Genomic DNA, 17,814 nt, shown 5'->3' on the forward strand with positions numbered 1-17,814 from the left:
ACGACGACCTGGCATCGGACGGGCGTGTCGTCGTCGGGCGGCGGGGCGGGGCGGACGGGCACGCGTTCCCGTGTCGTTGACGGTTCTGGTTCACGATCCCCGGGCGGCGCGAACCGGAACCGTCATCGCGCGGACACGAACGTCCGTCCCTCGCCGGGCGGAGAGGTGTTCCGCTGGCGGGGTCCCGGGGCATAGTGTGCGGGCATGCAGAGCAGCACGGGGGTACGGGTGGTGTCGGCGGCCGCGGTGGTGGCGGCGCTGGTGTTCGGAGCGGCCGGACTGGTCGGGACGGTCTGGTTGGCGCCCTGGGACCTACCCCGCGGGCTGCTCCTCGGAGCCACGGTCCTCGGGGGCATTGCCGCCGTCGTCGTGCTCGTCGCCGCGGTGCGTGCTCGAGACCGCCGGGCGCTCACGTTCGCGGTGTCCGTGCTCGCGTTCGCGCTCGTGTCGCTGGTTCCCGGACTGTTGATCGATGTGTTCCTCGTCGTCGCGCAGGCGGCGCTCGTGGCCTTCGGCGTCGTCACCGTCCGGAGTGAACCGGGTGTGCAGCGTGCCTTCGGCTGGATCGTCACGGTGGCGGCTGCGGCGTGGTTCGTCACCGCACTGCTGTCGGGGACCGTGCTCCTCACGGCGCTCCCGCAGGAGTCGCTCGGTGTCGCCTTCGCGGTCCCGGGCCTGCTGCAGACCGTCGCCTACCTGGCCGCGGCCGTGCTCGTCGCCGTGCCGCTGCTGCGCCCGGTGGGCCGCGGGGCCGGCGTGCTGTGGGCCTCGGCCGAGGTGCGCTGACCCGGACTCCCGCCCACTTCAGCCCGCGCGAGCGGCCAGGCGCTCGGAGCGTCGGCGTGCCTGCTCCCCGGGGTCCGGCACGGGGGCGGCCTGGATGAGCCGTCGTGTGTACGGGTCCTGCGGCGAGCGCAGGATGGCGTCGCGGGTGCCGTGTTCGGCGACCCGGCCGCCGTGCAGCACGACGACCCGGTCGCACAGGGTGTCGACCACGGCGAGGTCGTGCGTGACGAACAGGCACGCGAACCCGAGGCGCTCCTGCAGCTCGCGGAACACGTCGAGCACGCGGGCCTGCACCGACACGTCGAGCGCGCTCGTCGGCTCGTCGGCGATCAGGAGCGCGGGGTCGAGGGCCACCGCGCGGGCGATCGCGACGCGTTGCCGTTGGCCCCCGGAGAGTTCGTGCGGGTAGCGCTCGGCGTACCCGCCGTCGAGACCGACGTCGGCGAGGAGTCGCTCGACACGCTCCTCGACCTGCGCCGCCGGCAGCCGGAGGATCTGGCGGAGCGGCTCGGCGACGGTCTGCCCGACGGTGTACCGGGGGTTGAGCGACCGGAGCGGGTTCTGGAACACCACGCCGACGTGCTGGCGCATCTGCCGTCGGGCGGCTCGTCGTGCGCCGGCGACGTCGGTGCCCTCGACGACCACCGAGCCCGAGGTGATCGGCGCGAGGCCCACCGCGGCCCGGCCGATGGTGGTCTTGCCACTGCCGGACTCCCCCACCAGGCCGACGATCTCGCCACGGCCGACGGTGAACGACACGTCGTCGACGGCACGGAAGCGCCCGCGCAGGGCGCCGCCGTACTCGACCACGAGGTGCCGGACGTCCAGGACGGCGGCCGGGGGCGCCGTGGCGGAGCCGAGCCGGGCCTCCAGACCGGACCCGGTGCCCATCCGCGGGACCGCAGCGAGGAGTTCGCGCGTGTAGTCGGCGGACGGAGCGGCGAAGACCGCCTCGGCGGTGCCGGTCTCGACGACGCGGCCGCGGCGCATCACGACCACGCGGTCGGCGAGGTCCGCGACGACGCCCATGTCATGGGTGATGAGCAGGATCGCGGTGCCGGTGCGCTCGCGCAGCGCGCGGAGGACGTCGAGCACCTCGGCCTGCACGGTGACGTCGAGGGCGGTCGTCGGCTCGTCCGCGATGAGCAGGTCCGGGTCGGCGGCGAGCGCCATCGCGATCATCACGCGCTGGGCCTGCCCACCGGAGAGCTCGTGCGGGTACTGGCCCAGGCGGCGTTCGGGTTCGGGGACCTCCACGGCACGGAGCAGCTCGAGCGAGCGTTCCCGGACGGCGGCGCGGTCGTGCTGGCCGTCGGTGCGTCGGACGGCCTCGGCGAGCTGGAACCCGATGGTGAACACCGGGTTCAGGGCCGCGGACGGGTCCTGGAAGATCATCGACACGCTGCGGCCCCGGACCGACCGGAGGGTGCGCTCGTCGGTGCCGATGACCTCGAGGTCGCCGATCCGGATGCTCCCCGAGGCGCGCGCACCGTCGGGGGCGATGCCCATCGCGGTCATCGCGGTCATGCTCTTGCCGGAGCCGGACTCCCCCACGACCGCGACGACCTCGCCCCGGGCAACGGTGAACGAAGCGTCGTCGACGGCGCGGACCACCTCGCCGTCGACGTCGAAGGTGACGGTGAGGTGCTCGACGGTCAGGACGTCGGTGCTGCCGCTCATGGGGTCTCCGGGGGGTCGGTGTCGTCGCGGGCGGCCTTGAAGGCCTCCCACTCCTCGAGCATCTTGCGGTGGTAGCCCTGCAGCCACTGCATGTAGTCGCGGCCGTTGAGCAGACGCTCGCGGACCTCGGCGTCCACGTCGCCCGTGCCGGTGCGGCCCGCACCCTCGACGACGGCGAGCCCGCGGCCGATGATGTCGCGCTGCCGGTCGAGGTACTTCCGTTCGCTGGCGAGCCAGGAGCCCCAGACGTCGGCCTCGGCGCGGAAGTAGTGACTGCGCTCGCCGGGGACGATGTGGCGCTTCACGAACCCGGAGTCGACGAGCCGTCGGGTGGCCATCGACACCGACCCCGAGCTGGCACCGAGCGCTGCCTGCAGGTCCGACGACGACGAGTGCGGTGCGCGGGTCATCATCAGGTAGCCGAGCACCCGGGCGTCGGTGAGGGGCATGCCCGCGCCGTCGTTGAGCATCAGGGCGAACTCCTCGACGAACGCCTGGCGCTCCGGTCCGAGCAGCCGGTCGTCGTCGGCGTCGGTGCCGGCGCCGTCGGTGCCGTCGGCGCCCCTGTCGTCGGTCACGAGGCCAGCCCGGCGGCCACCTCGGGTCGCTCGTCCGGGATCGACCACGGCTCCTGCGACATGCCGCCACCGCCACGGATCGCCCGCACGGTGCCGTCCTCGTCGCGGGTGTAGGTGATGTCCTCGTCGACGGAGCCGAAGCGGTTGCCGTGGGTCATCCGCAGGGTGTCGGCGTCGACGACCTCGAGTCGGGTGGGGGTGTCCATCGGCTCGGGGCCGGACGGGTCGACCTCGACGAGCCGGTCACCGATCCGGGCGACGTCGGTGACGCCCCACGGGTTCGCGAAGCGCCCGGTGAAGGCGGCGGTGTCGACGTCGTCGGGTACCGGGGTCCCCGGGGCGTCGGCGTCGGCCGCTGCGTCGAGCATGGCGATGACCGCGGTGGCGATGACCGTGGCGGGTCCGGCGGCGGCGCTGGTCAGCACGGACACGACGAGCCCGGACGCCGGGTCGAACATCGACTGGGTGATGTGGCCGGGGAACCCGCCCGAGTGGCCGCGGATCTCGCGCCCGCCGATCCGGTCGACGATGAACCCGGCACCGTAGCCGCGGGCCGCGGGGTCGTCGGTGGCGCTCCAGGCCTTCCGCTGCGCGAGGCGCTTGGAGTGGTCGTCGAGCAGGGTGCCCTGCCCGATCACGTGCTGCGAGAAGTAGCGGACCAGGTCGGACGCGGTGCCGTGGAAGCCGGTGGCGGCGGCCATCGCGCGGGTGTCGACGTGGTCGATGCGCTGCCGGTGCCGGGCGGTGTGGAAGCCGGTGTACCCGACCACGAAGTCGTCGGCACGTGCGGGGTCCCAGTCGGGGCCGGTGTTCCGCAAGCCCAGGGGTTCGGTGATCGACTCGCGCACGAAGTCGTTGTACGACTGCCCGGACACCGCGGCGATGACCAGGCCGAGCAGGGAGTAGCCGAGGTTCGAGTAGTTGAACGACGAGCCGGTCGGCACCTTCTGGCCCCGGTCGAGCACGAGCGCCAGGAGTTCCTGCTCGTCGGGGAACGGGCGGAGCAGGGACCAGTAGTCGCCGTCGTGTCCGTCGCGGATGACGCCGGCGCCCATCTCCATGAGCTCGCGCAGGGTGGCGTCGGCGAGCGGCGAGCCGCCGTCGACCAGGGCCGGGACGTACGTGCCGACGGTGTCGTCGAGCCGGAGCGACCCGCGCTCGGCGAGCTGCAGCAGGGCCGTCGCGGTGAAGGTCTTCGAGTGCGAGGCGATGCGGAACAGGTCGGTGGTGGTCAGGCGGCGCCCGGCCTCGACGTCGGCGTAGCCCCAGGCCTCGTCGAACAGGACCTCGCCGCCGAAGCCGACGGCGACCTGCACGCCGGGCACCCGCAGCTGCCACACCTTGTACGACACCCACTCACGGATGTAGGGCAGGGTCTTCCGGTACGCGGAGAGGGTGTCGGTCACGGTGGTCCTTTCGAAGGGCGGTGGTTCGAGTCTGGCGCGTCGGTCGCGACGGTGCCCGCCGCGACGCGGCGTGTGCCGTGCCGGTCAGCGCCGACGCGGGTCGAGTGCGGCGCGCAGCGTGTCGCCGAGCGCGATGACGGCGAGCACGGTCACGGCGAGGAACGCCGCCGGCGCGATGAGCATGTGCGGGGCCCGGAGGAACTGCGACGTCGCCGCGGACAGCTGCAGCCCCCACGAGATCGCCGGACGCTCCAGCCCGATGCCGAGGTAGGTCAGCGACGACTCGGACACGATGACCCCGCCGACGGTGATGGTGGCCAGCACGAGCAGCGGCGAGATCGACGACGGCAACACGTACCGGGTGGTGATCCGCCACGTCGGCAGCCCCATGGTCCGGGCGGCGAGCACGAACTCGGCGCCCCGGACGCTGCGGACGCTCGACCGCACGAGCCGGGCCATCGTCGGCCACCCGAACAGGGCGAGCACGAGCGACACGGTGAGCACCGACCGCTCCCCCACGCTGTTCAGCACCACGACGGCGCCGAGCAGGAACGGGAACCCGAGGAACACGTCGGTGAGCCGGGCGAGGACGGCGTCGACCCACCCGCCGACCATGCCCGCGACGGTCCCGACGACGACCGCGACCATGCCGGCGAACAGGGTCGTGAGCACCGCGACGGCGATCGACGACCGGGTGCCCCAGATGACGTTCGCGTACACGTCGCAGCCCTGCAGGTCGAAGCCGAACGGGTGCCCGGCGGTCGCTGACGCCCCGCTCCGGCCGAGGTCGCACACCCGGGGGTCGCCGTGGCCGAACAGCCCGGCGAACAGCTGCGGGAACGCCGCGATGAGCAGGACCACCACGAGCACCGACGCGGGCACCCAGAACCCCGGCGTCCGGGCGACGGCCAGCAACGGGCGGCGCCGGACCCCGACGACGGGTTCGACGGTGGCGCCGAGGGCTTCGGTGGTCATCGGGAGGCTCCTGTCCGGACGCGCGGGTCGAGGGCGGCGTGCAGCAGGTCGACGAGCACGCTCGTGACGAGGAACACCAGGATGAGGGCGGTCGAGATGCCGACGACGACGGCACCCTCGTGCGAGCGGATGCCCTGGAACAGCAGGTTCCCGACGCCCGGCAGGTTGAAGATGCCCTCGATGATGACGGTGCCGCCCATCAGGTACCCGAGGTCGGTCGCCAGGTAGGTGGCGGTGGGGATGAGCGAGTTCCGCAGGACGTGCACACCGACGATCCGGCCCGGCGCGAGCCCCTTGGCGCGGGCCGTCCGCACGTAGTCGGCGTCGAGCGTCTCGATCATCGACGTCCGGGTGAGCCGGGACACCGCGGCCAGGCCGAACAGGGCGATCACGAACGCCGGCAGGACGTACGCGGTCGGCCACCCGGCGGTGACGCCCGCCACCGGGAACCAGTGCAGCCGCACCGAGAACACCAGCTGCAGGGCCACGCCGAGCACGAACACGGGGACCGCGCCGACGACGATGGTGCCGACGAGCACCGTCTTGTCGAGCACGGTGCCGCGCCTGAGCGCCGAGACCACGCCGAGCCCGATGCCGAGGACGATCTCGAGCGCCCACGCGCTGAGCGCCAGCGTGATCGTCACCGGCCACCGTGAGGCCATCTGTTCGCCGACGGACTGCCCGTTGAAGTCGGTGCCGAAGTCACCCCGGAACAGGCCGCCCAGGTACTGCACGTACTGCAGCCACAGCGGCTGGTCCAGGTGGTACTCGGCCCGCAGCGCCCGCACGACCGAGTCGGTGAGGGGGCGCTCACCGCCGAGCGCCTTGATGGGGTCGCCGGGCAGCGCGAACGTCATCGCGTAGATGAGGAAGGTCACCCCGAGGAACACGATGACCAGGCCGCCGAGTCGGCGACCGACGGCGAGCGTCGGACGCATCACGCGCCTCCCGACACGGCCGCCGACACCGGACGGGAGGCGCGGGTCGGGTCCGCCACGTGCGCCGCGCAGGCGAGGATCGCCCCGTACTGCACGCCCACGAGCTTCCCCACCGGGATCGGCTGCGCACCCGTCGACGCGTCCGCCTGCCAGCGCGCGTAGCGCTCGGCCAGGCGGTCGCGGAGCCGCCGGAGCGGCGCGCACGCCGTGCCGGCGGTCGTCTCCGCCTCGACGGCGCGCAGGAGCATGCCGCCGTAGCGCAGGCGGAAGCAGCGGACGAGGTCCTCGCAGCCGAAGCGCTCCGCGACGGTGGCCGTCCGGTCGGCCGGTTCCCGTTCGGCACGGCGGCGGTCGGTGTCCGCCATCCCGACGAGCATCGGCACGAACGCCCGGGAGGCCTCGACGAACGGGGACGGGATCGAGAGCATCGGCGACGCCTCGTCGAGGAACGCCTGCAGCTCCGCGCCCGAGGCACCGAGCTCGTCCGCGCACCGACGGAGCAGGTCGGCGTACGGCTCGTCGGTCGGGGTCTGGTCGTCGGCGTCGGGGTGGCTCCAGTACGGCAGCTCGGCCACCATGCAGAGGGCGCCGTGCCGCATCGCCCACGCCGCGCTCGATCCGCCGTGGATGTGCTCGCCGGGGTCGATACCGAGTTCCTCGAGGTAGGCGTACGCCGTCTCGATGCCGTCCATCGCGAACACCGCCGGGGCGAGCTCCCGCAGGTACGGGGACTCCGGCTCGCCGGTGTCGAGCGGCAGCCCGAGTGCGGCCGGCACCGCGTGCAGGGTGTCGACGACGTCGGGCAGGTCCTCGGACAGGTAGTAGTAGACGCCGCCCATCTCGCCGTTGTGCAGGCTCACGAGCAGGTCCGGCTCGGTGTCGTCGATGAGCCGCATGAACGCGAGCGTCTCGGGCAGCACCTGGTCGAAGTACACCGACTTGTAGCTGTTCGGGAACGTCCACTCGACCTGGCTGTCCGGAGCGGGCCGGTAGAAGTGCCGCGAGTAGAACACGCGGTCGTGCGGGTCGTGGAACCACGCCTCGTTGAGCCGCATGCCGTCCGGATCGATCGTCGGGACGATGTGCCAGGTGACGTCGAGCCCGGCCACCCGCTCGTCACCGAGGGCCGTCTCGGCGAGGTGCAGCGCCGTCCACGAACCGATCGGCTCGTTCGGGTGCACCCCGCCGACCACGACGGCCGCGTGCGACCCGGTGCCGATGCGGTAGCTGTGCAGCGGTTCGCCGAGGCGGCTCGTGCCGATCCGGGTGACCGTGACCCGGTCGGGGTGCGCCGCGGCGAGCGCGGCGAACCGGGCGTGCAGGTCGTCGACGACCGGGAAGCCGTCGCGGTCGGGGACGTCGCGGACCAGGTCGAGGACGGTGTGCTGTTCCATGCCCCGCCCTACTTCACGGCGATCTGCGCGATCACGGGGCTGCCCGCCACCGCCGGCAGCTTCGCGATCTTGTCGCTCGTGACGTACGAGTACTTGTCGAAGAAGGTCGGGACGATCGGGAAGTCCTCGAACACGGCCTGCTGCGTCTTCGTGTAGTACCCGTTCGCCTCGTCCTGGGACCCGGCGGAGTCGGCCTTCGCGAGCAGCGAGTCGACGTCGTCGGACTGGTAGTAGCCGGTGCACGGGGAGCAGCCGCCGGCCGTGGTGAACAGCGCGCGGAGCGTGTTCTGCTGGCTGATGTACAGCGCGCCCCAGTGGCCGAAGTGCGGGCCGGCGACGGTCTTGTCGGTGAGCTCCGAGTAGTAGGACGCCCAGTCGGTGGTGGCCTTCGCCTCGGCGTCGACGCCCAGGTTCTGCCGGATCTGGTTGGCGTACGCCTCGTACAGGGAGTCGAGGCCGGTGCCGCCCGGGTAGACGAGCGTCATGGTGCCGTCGAACCCGCCGGCACTGGCGAGGAGCTTCTTCGCCGCCGCCGGGTCGAACTCGCAGGCGTCGCCGCAGATGCCCTCCTCGGTGCCGGACATCGACGGCGGGGTGAGCGCGGTGGCCGGTTCGTACAGGCCGCCGTAGATCGCGTCGTTGACCTCGTCACGGTCGATCGACATCGAGATCGCGCGGCGCACGTCGGGGTCGGAGTACCGGTCGTCCCACAGCGGGAACCCGAGGTAGTCGATGCCGGGGGCGTCGAAGGAGTGCAGGCGGTCGCCGAAGTCGGCCTTCGCGCTCGTCATCTTGTCGGTCGGCAGGAACAGCACGTCGGCGTTGCCGGCCAGGACGTCGGTGTACGCGGTGTTCATGTCGGAGTAGCTGCGGAAGGTCACCTCGTCGGTGGCGGGCTTCGTGCCCTCGTAGTCCTTCCAGGCCGTGACGGTGAACTCCTGGTCCGCCTTCCACGCCTTCGTCATCTCGTACGGGCCGTTGCCGATCGGCTTCTTGTCGTACGCCTTCAGGTCGTCGTACGCGGCCTCGGGCATCGGGTAGAACGCCGTCTGGGCCTGGCTGAGCTGCAGGGGGAACTGGCTGTCCGCGTGGGTGAGCGTGACCGTGAAGGTGTCCTTGCCGGTGACCTTCAGCCCCGACATCTCCTTGGTCTTCGGGGTGCCCTTCGCCGGGTTGAGGTCCGTGTACCCGACGATCCCGGCGAGCTGACCGCTGTTCTCCCACGCGTTCGGGCCGTAGGCGACGTGGTTCCAGGCCTTCACGTAGCTCTCCGGTGTGACGGCCTCGCCGTTCTGGAACGTCCAGCCGTCCCGCAGCGTGATCGTCCACGTGGTGGCGTCGTCGCTCTCGACGCTCTTCGCCGCCACGTACCGCAGGTCACCGTCGGCGTCGGTCTGGGTGAGCGGCGCGAAGACGCTCATCACCTGGTCGAAGGCCACGGTCTGCCGGCCCGGGGTCAGGTGGTCGGGTTCGCCGGTCGCGTAGACCAGGCTCGAGGGAGCGTCGTCGTCGGCCGCGCCGCCCGCCGAACAGCCGGTCGCCACCAGTGCCAAGGTTGCCGCCGCGGCCAGCGCGGCGATCGTCCTGCGTCGCATGATCTCTCCTCGATCGGGTGCGGCCGGATCCCTGCCCGGTCGTCGTGGTGGGAAAGCTAGGACGGTTCGAATCCCGACCACAAGACTTCTTTCAATGCGCTCTGAGAGTTTTACCGCGCAGAAACACTGACGAAACGACTCCCGTCGCGCGACCGCGCCCGTTGTGCCACGCTCGGAACATGCGCCACACACCGCACTTCCTGATGACCGACGTCGACGAGGTCCGACGCCTCATCACCGGGAACCCGTGGGCGACGATCGTGTCGCACACCGCGGCCGGGCTGGTGGCGTCGCACTACCCGGTGCTGCTCGAGACCCCCGGCCCCGACGACGACCCGGACGCCCTCGTCCTGGTGTCCCACGTCGGCCGCCCCGACGAGGTCGCGCACGAACTCGGACAGCACGAGGTCCTCGTCGTCTTCCAGGGCCCGCACGGCTACGTCTCCCCCGCCTGGTACCCGCCGGAGCAGTTCGTGCCCACCTGGAACCACGTCACCGCCCACGTCTGGGGCACCCCCGAGATCCTCTCCGACGACGAGAACTTCCGGGTGCTCGGCGAACTCGTCGACCACTTCGAGCACGTCATGCCCTCGCCCGTGTCGTTGCAGATCGACGAGGAGACCGCCCGCCGGATCGCGAAGGGCACCGTCGGCATCCGGATCCGCGTCACCCGGTTCGACGCCCGCGCCAAGCTGTCGCAGAACAAGGCCCCCGAGGTGATCGACCGCATCGTCGCCGGGCTGCGGGGTGACGGCCCCTACGCGTCGCCGGCGCTCGCCGACGAGGTCGAGCGGGTCCGGCCCGTCCCGTCCCCGGCGAACGGCGTGGAGGCGTCGTGACGGAGATCCTGCTCCGCACCGTCCGGCGTGTGGGCACCTCCGGGGCCCCTGCCGACGTCCGCATCGTCGACGGTCGCGTCACCGAGATCGCGCCGACCGGCACCCTCGACCCCACGAGCGTCGACACCGACGTGGTCGAGGCCGCCGGCGCCTGGCTCGGCCCGGGGCTCCGCGACCACCACACGCACTTCGACCAGTGGGCGCTCGTCCGCCGCCGCGTCGACGTCACCGGCTGCGACTCCGCCGAGGCGACCGCCGACCTGCTCGCCGCCGTCGCGCGGGCGGGCGTGGCGGACCGTGTCCTGGTCGGACACGGCTACCGCGACGGGATGTGGCCGCGCCCTGCGCGACGCGAGTTGCTCGACCAGGCTGCCCCGGGCCTCCCGGTCGTCGTGATCAGCGCGGACCTGCACGCGGTGTGGTGCAACGCGCTCGCGCTCGCGCACTTCTCGGCTGCTGTCGGCCGACCGCTCGAGGCGGGCGAGGACGGGGTCCTGCGCGAGCAGGACGCGTTCGACGTGACCGGTGCGCTGTCGCAGGTGCCGGACGACCTGCTCGACGCCTACGTTGCGGACGCTGCCGAGGCCGCGGCGGCCCGCGGGGTGACGGGCGTGGTCGACCTCGAGATGCGCTTCGGGCTCGACCGCTGGCGCCGCCGGATCCACGCCGGCACCGACGCGATCCGGGTCGCGTCCGGGGTGTACCCGGCCGAGCTCGACGAGGCCATCGCCCGGGGGCTGCGCACCGGCGACGTGGTCGACGGCACGCGGGGCCTGCTCACGATGGGACCGCTCAAGGTGGTCACGGACGGGTCCCTCGGCACCCGGACCGCCGCCATGACCGACGGCTCCGGTGTGCTCGCCTGGCCGTTCGAGGACCTCGTCGCGATCACCCGCCGTGCCGTCGACGCCGGACTCGTCCCCGCGATCCACGCGATCGGCGACCGTGCGAACACCCTGGCGCTCGACGTCTTCGAGACCGTCGGGGCCCGCGGCACGATCGAGCACGCGCAGTTGCTCGTCGACACCGACGTCGACCGGTTCGCCCGGCTCGGGGTCGCCGCGTCCGTGCAACCCGAACACGCCATGGACGACCGGGACATCGCCGACCGGCACTGGGCCGGGCTCACCGACCGGGCCTTCGCCTTCGCCTCGCTCGCACGGGCCGGAGCGCGCCTGCTGCTCGGGTCGGACGCGCCGGTGGCGCCGCTCGACCCGTGGGTGTCGATGGCGGCGGCCGTCGGGCGGGACCGCGACGGGCGAGACCCGTGGCACCCGGCCGAACGGCTCTCGGCACTCGTCGCGTGGCAGGGGTCGACCGACGGACGTGTCGGGGTGTCCGTCGGCGACGTGGCGGACCTGGTGTTCGTCGAGACCGACCCGCTCGCCGCGTCCTCGTCCGCCGCACTGCGCGGCATGCGGGTGCTCGGGACGGCCGTCGCCGGACGGTTCACCTACCGGGAGCTGTGACCGGGCGGGCGTGCCCGTGCCCCGTGGGCTACTTCTGGTCCTTCGGGCACCAGTAGAGCTTCCGGCCGGCCATGTCCGCCATCCGGATCTCGGTGCCGCACACCCGGCAGGGCTCGCCCTGGCGGTGGTAGACCCAGTGGCGGTCCTTGCGGGAGCGCAGGGCCTTCTTGTGGTCGGCCTCGGACAGGTCGTCCATCGTCATCATCAGGCCGTCGCGGACGCCGTCGTGCAGCAGCTTCGACCAGTCGGCCCAGAGCGCCTTGGCCTGCTTGACGGTGATCTTCTTGCCGGGCTTGTACGGGTCGATGCGCTGCCGGAACAGCAGCTCGGCGCGGTAGATGTTGCCGATGCCGGCCACGACGGACTGGTCCATGAGCAGCTGCCCGATCGCGACGTTCCGACGGCGGACGTTGTCGACGAAGGTCTTCTCCGCCTCGGGCCCGTCGTCGTTCATCGGGTCGGGGCCGAGCTTGTCGAGCGCGCGCTGCACCTCGGCCGGGGTCTCCACGACGCACGCGGTCGGGCCACGCAGGTCGGCGACGGTGTCCTCGGTGAGGATCCGCACCCGGACCTGGCCCACCGGGTCCGGCGGGAAGGACTCGATCGGGTCCTCCGCCTTCTCCTGCTCGGCCATCCGGTAGCGGGCGAGCCGCGGTGCGCCGATCGAGCTGAGCGACTCTTCGCGGTCGTCGTCGTCGGACAGCGCCTCGGCGGTGGAGATCACGCCCGCGAAGTCCCACGCCCCGTACAGCCCGAGGTGGACGCGGAGGAACAGGTCGCCCTCGAACTCCAGGAACATCTGCTTCGCCACCGCACGCGCGGCGATCATGCGCTTGCCGTCGAGCTGCGCGGCCCCGGCGGCGAAGCGACCCTGGGGGCTCGACACCTCGCAGCGCTTGCCGACGAAGTGCCGGGTGAACTGGTTGGCGATGCGGTGGACGGAGTGACCCTCGGGCATGACTACCGTTCTACCCGGTACCCCTGACGAGCCGGACTACGCGTCGATCTGGCGGCCGGCGATCAGCCCGGTGGTCTCGTACTCGGCGAGCTGGGCGATGCGGCGGGCGTGGCGCTCCTCGCCGGAGAACGGCTCGGCGATGAACAGGTCGACGAACCGGATCGCCTCGTCCTCGGTGTGCTGGCGGGCACCGATGGAGATGACGTTGGCGTCGTTGTGCTGACGGGCGAGCAGGGCGGTCGACTCGTTCCACACGAGCGCGGCGCGGATGCCCTCGACCTTGTTGGCGGCGATCTGCTCACCGTTGCCGGAACCGCCGAAGACGACCCCGAGGGCCTGGACTCCGGCGCGCTGGTCCTGCACCACGGCGTGCGCGGCGTTGATGCAGAACGAGGGGTAGTCGTCGAGCGCGTCGTACTCGGTCGGACCGTGGTCCACCACCTCGTGCCCGGCTTCGGTCAGGTGGGTTGCGAGGGTCTTGTTGAACTCGAGGCCGGCGTGGTCCGTTCCGAGGTGGATGCGCATGGAACCGATCATATTCCTGCGGCTCCGGGGCCCGGACCACCACGGACTACGGTGCGCGGACCACCACCACGAGGTACCGGGTGGGCTCCTCGCCCGGGTTGCGGTAGACGACGTCGGCCGGATCGCCGAGCTCGATCCGGTCTCCCGCCGCCAGGCGCGTCGGCTCGCCGCCGACGACGACCTCGAGCACGCCGTCGACGACCCAGATGCAGTGCCGCAGGAACGCGTAGGCGGACGCCGGGTAGGCCACCTCGCGGCCGGCCGGGAGGCGCACCTCGGTGACGTCAGCGGGGAACGCCGCGCTCGAGACCGGACGGCGGCGGTACCCGGTGTCGGGATCGGTCCAGGAGTCGGCGGTCGCGCCGCGCTGGACCCCGCGCGCCTCGTCGGGGTCCGTCACCCTGGGCACCTCGTGCTCCAGGGCATCGTCGAGGAGCTGCGAGATCGTCAGGCCGAAGGCACCCGACAGGCGACCGAGGATCGTCGCGGTGGGGCTGGAGACCCCGCGTTCGACCCGGTTGATCATCGCGCGGGAGACGCCGGACTCCTCGGCGAGCTCGGTGAGGCTCCACCTGCGCTCGGTGCGGAGGCGCTGGAGGCGTTCGCCGAGCGCCCGCTGCTCGGCGACCGAGGTGTCGTCGGCGCCGGTTGCGGGATCGGCGTGCGCGTCGTCTACGATGTGAGACATGACGACAGCATATGCGACGAACGGGGTCGTGATCCGCGACTGCACCCCGACCGACCTCGACGTCGTGCACGCCCTGCACGTCGATGCCGTGCTGCACTCCACCGCCATCTGGCAGGACACCCCGCACCCGCGTGCGTACTTCGACGGGTGGCTCGCCGAACGACAGGGCGGCGGGTACCCGGTGGTCGTCGCCGAGGTCGACGGCGCCGTGGCCGGGTACGCCACGTACTCGCAATGGCGGCCGCACCAGGGGTACCGGCTGACCGTCGAGCACAGCGTCTACGTGGTCGAGGCGTTCCGCGGCCGGGGCATCGCGACCACCCTGATGGCCGAGTTGGTCGCACGCGCCACCGCCGAGGGGCGGCACGTCATGATCGCGGGGATCTGCAGCACCAACACGGGGTCGATCGCCCTGCACGAACGCCTGGGGTTCACCACGGTCGCGGTCGTGCCCGAGGTCGGACGCAAGTTCGACCGCTGGCTCGACCTGACGCTCATGCGCCTGCCGCTCATCTGACGGGACGGGCGGGGCGGGCGCACCACGGGCCTCCCGGCCGCCCGTCGACGAACGGAACCTGGTTCCGGAGCGTCAGTCGGTGGTGTCGAAGATCGGGCCGACGGTGCGCGAGCGCTTGAGCTCGAAGAAGCCGGGGTACTTCGCGACGGCGACGACGCCGTCCCACAGGTCGAGCGCCTCCTGGCCCTTGGGCGCCGGGGAGATGACCGGTCCGAAGAACGCGGTGCCCTCGACGGCGATGACCGGCGTGCCGACGTCCTGCCCGACGCGGTCGATGCCGTCCTGGTGGCTGGCGCGCACGGCGGCGTCGACCTCGTCCGTCCAGGCGTACTCGAGCAGGTCGGCGTCGAGGCCGAGCTCGGCGAGCACGGCGGGGACGACCTGCTCGGGGTCGGACTCCTGGCGGTGGTGGATGTGCTCACCGAGGGCGTCGTAGAGCGGCTTCACGATGTCCTGCCCGAGCCGGAGCCGCGCCGCCGTGACGATGCGCGGGTAGACCTGACCGGCGTGCAGACGCTCCTTGTAGCTCTCCGGCACGTCCTGGTCCTCGTTGAGGACGAACAGGCTCATCACGTTCCAGGTCACGTCGAGGTCGCGGTGCTCGGCGACCTCACCCACCCAGCGGCTCGTCATCCAGGCCCACGGGCAGTTCGGGTCGAACCAGAACTCCACGGCGGTGCGCTCGGTGGTGGGGTCGGTCGGGTTGTCCACAGTCGTCTCGGTCACGATCCGAGCGTACGCGGCGTCGCTAGGCTGGAACCCATCGTCCCGCCGGCGCACGACGCCGTCCGGGGCCCCGTACGCGGACACCGATCGTCCGCGTCCCCAGCGAAGATGGAGCGTTGCGTGCCCGGAGAGAACCTCACCCGAATCGAAGCCCAGGAGCGCGCGGCCGTCGTCGCCGTGCAGACGTACGACGTCGAGCTCGACCTGACCCGCGGCGCCGACAGCTTCGGCAGCACCACGCGGGTGCGCTTCACCGCCACCGCCGGCGCATCGACCTTCATCGACGCCATCACGAAGACCGTGCACTCGATCACCCTGAACGGCACGGCGCTCGACGTCGCCGCGGTGAACGACGGCGTGCGCATCCAGCTCGACGACCTGCAGGAGCAGAACGAGCTCGTGGTCGTCAGCGACGCGCTGTACACGAACACCGGTGAAGGCCTGCACCGCTTCGTCGACCCGGTGGACGACGAGGTGTACCTGTACTCCCAGTTCGAGGTCCCGGACTCCCGCCGCATGTTCGCGGTGTTCGAGCAGCCCGACCTGAAGGCCGAGTTCTCCTTCACCGTGACGGCGCCGTCGCGGTGGCAGGTCGTCTCGAACTCCCCCACGCCGGAGCCGCACGTCGACGGCGACGTCGCGACCTGGGCCTTCCCGCCCACCGCGCGCATCTCGAGCTACATCACCGCGCTCGTCGCCGGCCCGTACGAGGTCGTGCGCGACGAGCTGACCAGCCGCGACGGCCGGACGATCCCGCTCGGCGTCTTCGCGCGCAAGTCGCTCGCCTCGTACCTCGACCCCGAGTACGTGTTCGACATCACGAAGAAGGGCTTCGCGTACTTCGAGGAGAAGTTCGACGTCGCCTACCCCTTCGACAAGTACGACCAGCTCTTCGTGCCGGAGTTCAACGCCGGTGCGATGGAGAACGCCGGCGCGGTCACCTTCACCGAGACCTACGTGTTCCGGTCGAAGGTCACCGACGCCATCAAGGAGCGCCGGGTCGTCACGATCCTGCACGAGCTCGCCCACATGTGGTTCGGCGACCTGGTCACCATGAAGTGGTGGAACGACCTGTGGCTCAACGAGTCCTTCGCCGAGTGGGCCTCCACGATCGCCACGGCTGAAGCCACCGAGTGGACCGAGGCCTGGACCACGTTCCAGGCGATGGAGAAGTCCTGGGCCTACCGCCAGGACCAGCTCCCCTCGACGCACCCGATCGTCGCGACGATCAACGACCTCGAGGACGTCCAGGTCAACTTCGACGGCATCACCTACGCGAAGGGCGGCTCGGTCCTCAAGCAGCTCGTCGCCTGGGTCGGCATCGACGCGTTCTTCGCGGGTGTCTCCGCCTACTTCAAGAAGCACCACCACTCGAACACCGAGCTCCGCGACCTGCTCGTCGAGCTCGAGGCGACGAGCGGCCGTGAGCTGACCGAGTGGTCGAAGCTCTGGCTCGAGACCGCGGGCGTCAACACCCTGCGTCCCGAGATCGAGACCGACGAGTCCGGTGTCATCACGTCGTTCACCGTCCTGCAGGAAGCCCCCGCCGACTACCCGACGCTGCGCCCGCACCGTCTGGCGATCGGCGTGTACGCCTTCCGGAACGACGAGTCCGCGCCGTTCGGCGCCGACACGGCGTCCGCCGGCGGCAAGCTCGAGCGGGTCCACCGCGTCGAGATCGACGTCGACGGCGCCCGCACCGAGGTGCCCGAGCTCGTCGGCGTCCAGCGCGGCGACCTCGTGCTGCTGAACGACGACGACCTGGCCTACGCCAAGATCCGTCTCGACGAGCACTCCCGGCGCACCGCGATCGAGCACCTCGCGTCGATCGCGAACCCGCTCGCCCGTTCGATCGTCTGGGGTTCCGTGTGGGATGCCACGCGCGACGCCGAGTCCCCGGCCAGCGACTACGTCCGTCTCGTGCTGGGCAACATCGCGACCGAGACCGAGTCGACGACCATCCGCACGACGCTCTCGCAGCTGCTGCTCACCGCACGCAACTACGTGGCACCGGGGTCGGTCGAGGCCACGGTCCGCACCGTCGGCGACACCCTCTGGCAGCTCGCGTCCTCGGCCGAGGCCGGTTCCGACGCGCAATTCCAGTTCGTGAAGTTCTTCGCGCAGGTCCCGTCCACGCCCGAGCACGTCGCGACCCTGCAGGGCCTCCGCGACGGATCGGTCACGCTGCAGGGCCTCGAGATCGACACGGACCTGCGCTGGGAGCTGCTCGAGGGCCTCGTGCTCGCGGGCGCTGCGGACAACGCCGAGATCGACGCCGAGCTCGCCGCGGACAAGACCGCGTCGGGCGAGCAGGCCGCGGCCCGCGCCCGAGCGACGATCCCCACGGCCGAGGGCAAGCTGGCGGCGTTCTCGTCGCTGGTCGACTCGTCCGAGCTGCCGAACGCCATCGTGCGCCAGACCACGGTCGGGTTCCAGCACGTGAACAGCCCGGTACTGCTCGAGGGCCTCGTGCCGAAGTACTTCGAGGTGCTGACGCGCATCTGGGCCGAGCGCAGCTACCACATGGCGGACACCATCGTCTCGGGCCTCTACCCGGCGCCGCTCGCGTCGGCCGAGCTCCGTGACGCCGCCGCCGCGTGGCTCGAGGAGCACCCGGAGACGCCGGCGCTGCGCCGCATCGTGTCCGAGAGCCTCGCGGGCACCGAGCGCGCACTCCGGGTCCAGGCCGCCGACGCCTGACCCCTGCTCTGATCCGGCGGGGTCTTGGTGTTCCTCCAGG

16 protein-coding genes are annotated in these 17,814 nt (G+C 71.7%); 5 read left to right on the forward strand and 11 right to left on the reverse strand.

The features are described 5' to 3' along the window. Positions 1 to 204: 204 nt before the first annotated feature. A complete protein-coding gene (locus DEJ21_RS07100) occupies positions 205 to 786 on the forward strand; it encodes a hypothetical protein (RefSeq protein WP_146247717.1) in 582 nt (193 codons plus the stop codon). 18 nt (positions 787 to 804) lie between these two features. Here DEJ21_RS07100 and DEJ21_RS07105 read toward each other — a convergent pair whose 3' ends face one another. From DEJ21_RS07105 to DEJ21_RS07135, 7 genes are all read right to left on the reverse strand, one after another. Beyond that, complete coding sequence (locus tag DEJ21_RS07105; protein WP_111224143.1) at positions 805 to 2,466, reverse strand: ABC transporter ATP-binding protein; 1,662 nt, start codon at positions 2,464 to 2,466, stop codon at positions 805 to 807. Next, complete coding sequence (locus tag DEJ21_RS07110; protein WP_110864889.1) at positions 2,463 to 3,044, reverse strand: GbsR/MarR family transcriptional regulator; 582 nt, start codon at positions 3,042 to 3,044, stop codon at positions 2,463 to 2,465. The genes DEJ21_RS07105 and DEJ21_RS07110 overlap by 4 nt, the downstream gene beginning before the upstream one ends. Then, positions 3,041 to 4,450: a serine hydrolase gene (locus DEJ21_RS07115; protein WP_239001458.1), complete on the reverse strand. Its 1,410-nt coding sequence runs from the start codon at positions 4,448 to 4,450 to the stop codon at positions 3,041 to 3,043. Before DEJ21_RS07115 ends, DEJ21_RS07110 begins: the two co-directional genes overlap by 4 nt. 84 nt (positions 4,451 to 4,534) lie before the next feature. Then, positions 4,535 to 5,425 (reverse strand): ABC transporter permease, encoded by an 891-nt coding sequence (locus DEJ21_RS07120; protein WP_111224144.1) that lies wholly within the window; start codon positions 5,423 to 5,425, stop codon positions 4,535 to 4,537. Continuing rightward, positions 5,422 to 6,363 carry an ABC transporter permease gene (locus DEJ21_RS07125; RefSeq protein WP_027464675.1) on the reverse strand — a complete coding sequence of 314 codons (942 nt, stop codon included), beginning with the start codon at positions 6,361 to 6,363 and terminating at the stop codon, positions 5,422 to 5,424. Before DEJ21_RS07125 ends, DEJ21_RS07120 begins: the two co-directional genes overlap by 4 nt. After that, positions 6,363 to 7,757 carry a M14 family zinc carboxypeptidase gene (locus DEJ21_RS07130; protein WP_111224145.1) on the reverse strand — a complete coding sequence of 465 codons (1,395 nt, stop codon included), beginning with the start codon at positions 7,755 to 7,757 and terminating at the stop codon, positions 6,363 to 6,365. Before DEJ21_RS07130 ends, DEJ21_RS07125 begins: the two co-directional genes overlap by 1 nt. Before the next feature lie 8 nt (positions 7,758 to 7,765). Continuing rightward, positions 7,766 to 9,352 carry an ABC transporter substrate-binding protein gene (locus DEJ21_RS07135; RefSeq protein WP_258374903.1) on the reverse strand — a complete coding sequence of 529 codons (1,587 nt, stop codon included), beginning with the start codon at positions 9,350 to 9,352 and terminating at the stop codon, positions 7,766 to 7,768. Positions 9,353 to 9,531: 179 nt separating this feature from the next. On the opposite strand from DEJ21_RS07135, the gene DEJ21_RS07140 reads away from it, so the two are divergent. Then, positions 9,532 to 10,191, forward strand: coding sequence for an FMN-binding negative transcriptional regulator (locus DEJ21_RS07140; protein ID WP_111224146.1), 660 nt, complete (start codon positions 9,532 to 9,534; stop codon positions 10,189 to 10,191). After that, complete coding sequence (locus DEJ21_RS07145) at positions 10,188 to 11,660, forward strand: amidohydrolase (RefSeq protein ID WP_111224147.1); 1,473 nt, start codon at positions 10,188 to 10,190, stop codon at positions 11,658 to 11,660. The genes DEJ21_RS07140 and DEJ21_RS07145 overlap by 4 nt, the downstream gene beginning before the upstream one ends. A 28-nt stretch (positions 11,661 to 11,688) precedes the next feature. Here DEJ21_RS07145 and DEJ21_RS07150 read toward each other — a convergent pair whose 3' ends face one another. The 3 genes from DEJ21_RS07150 to DEJ21_RS07160 are packed head-to-tail and all read right to left on the reverse strand — an operon-like array spanning position 11,689 to position 13,831. After that, positions 11,689 to 12,618 carry an Fpg/Nei family DNA glycosylase gene (locus tag DEJ21_RS07150; protein WP_071246661.1) on the reverse strand — a complete coding sequence of 310 codons (930 nt, stop codon included), beginning with the start codon at positions 12,616 to 12,618 and terminating at the stop codon, positions 11,689 to 11,691. 36 nt (positions 12,619 to 12,654) lie between these two features. Beyond that, positions 12,655 to 13,143: a ribose-5-phosphate isomerase gene (locus DEJ21_RS07155; protein ID WP_027464669.1), complete on the reverse strand. Its 489-nt coding sequence runs from the start codon at positions 13,141 to 13,143 to the stop codon at positions 12,655 to 12,657. Between the two features lie 46 nt (positions 13,144 to 13,189). Further along, entirely contained in the window at positions 13,190 to 13,831 is a 642-nt protein-coding gene (locus DEJ21_RS07160; protein WP_111224148.1) for a helix-turn-helix domain-containing protein, read from the reverse strand. On the opposite strand from DEJ21_RS07160, the gene DEJ21_RS07165 reads away from it, so the two are divergent. Further along, complete coding sequence (locus DEJ21_RS07165) at positions 13,830 to 14,348, forward strand: GNAT family N-acetyltransferase (RefSeq protein WP_111224149.1); 519 nt, start codon at positions 13,830 to 13,832, stop codon at positions 14,346 to 14,348. The genes DEJ21_RS07160 and DEJ21_RS07165 overlap by 2 nt on opposite strands. A gap of 72 nt (positions 14,349 to 14,420) precedes the next feature. Here DEJ21_RS07165 and DEJ21_RS07170 read toward each other — a convergent pair whose 3' ends face one another. Further along, positions 14,421 to 14,981 carry a disulfide bond formation protein DsbA gene (locus tag DEJ21_RS07170; protein WP_245164596.1) on the reverse strand — a complete coding sequence of 187 codons (561 nt, stop codon included), beginning with the start codon at positions 14,979 to 14,981 and terminating at the stop codon, positions 14,421 to 14,423. A gap of 213 nt (positions 14,982 to 15,194) precedes the next feature. Between DEJ21_RS07170 and pepN the strand changes: the two genes are divergently transcribed. Then, the gene (gene pepN, locus DEJ21_RS07175; RefSeq protein ID WP_111024196.1) at positions 15,195 to 17,774 is read left to right on the forward strand and encodes an aminopeptidase N; all 2,580 of its coding nucleotides are present in this window, start codon (positions 15,195 to 15,197) and stop codon (positions 17,772 to 17,774) included. Positions 17,775 to 17,814: the final 40 nt, after the last annotated feature.

It is taken from the genome of Curtobacterium sp. MCSS17_006, from assembly GCF_003234215.1.
GTDB classification, from domain to species: domain Bacteria; phylum Actinomycetota; class Actinomycetes; order Actinomycetales; family Microbacteriaceae; genus Curtobacterium; species Curtobacterium flaccumfaciens.

What these genes read in the sequence shown, in the direction of transcription:
- DEJ21_RS07170 (WP_245164596.1), bottom strand. Translation starts at nt 14,981, where the DNA reads ATGACGAGCCGCTGGGTGGGTGAGGTCGCCGAGCACCGCGACCTCGAC.
- DEJ21_RS07130 (WP_111224145.1), bottom strand. Translation starts at nt 7,757, where the DNA reads ATGGAACAGCACACCGTCCTCGACCTGGTCCGCGACGTCCCCGACCGC.
- DEJ21_RS07155 (WP_027464669.1), bottom strand. Translation starts at nt 13,143, where the DNA reads ATGCGCATCCACCTCGGAACGGACCACGCCGGCCTCGAGTTCAACAAG.
- DEJ21_RS07150 (WP_071246661.1), bottom strand. Translation starts at nt 12,618, where the DNA reads ATGCCCGAGGGTCACTCCGTCCACCGCATCGCCAACCAGTTCACCCGG.
- DEJ21_RS07125 (WP_027464675.1), bottom strand. Translation starts at nt 6,363, where the DNA reads ATGCGTCCGACGCTCGCCGTCGGTCGCCGACTCGGCGGCCTGGTCATC.
- DEJ21_RS07140 (WP_111224146.1), top strand. Translation starts at nt 9,532, where the DNA reads ATGCGCCACACACCGCACTTCCTGATGACCGACGTCGACGAGGTCCGA.
- DEJ21_RS07120 (WP_111224144.1), bottom strand. Translation starts at nt 5,425, where the DNA reads ATGACCACCGAAGCCCTCGGCGCCACCGTCGAACCCGTCGTCGGGGTC.
- DEJ21_RS07160 (WP_111224148.1), bottom strand. Translation starts at nt 13,831, where the DNA reads ATGTCTCACATCGTAGACGACGCGCACGCCGATCCCGCAACCGGCGCC.
- DEJ21_RS07105 (WP_111224143.1), bottom strand. Translation starts at nt 2,466, where the DNA reads ATGAGCGGCAGCACCGACGTCCTGACCGTCGAGCACCTCACCGTCACC.
- DEJ21_RS07100 (WP_146247717.1), top strand. Translation starts at nt 205, where the DNA reads ATGCAGAGCAGCACGGGGGTACGGGTGGTGTCGGCGGCCGCGGTGGTG.
- DEJ21_RS07135 (WP_258374903.1), bottom strand. Translation starts at nt 9,352, where the DNA reads ATGCGACGCAGGACGATCGCCGCGCTGGCCGCGGCGGCAACCTTGGCA.
- DEJ21_RS07165 (WP_111224149.1), top strand. Translation starts at nt 13,830, where the DNA reads ATGACGACAGCATATGCGACGAACGGGGTCGTGATCCGCGACTGCACC.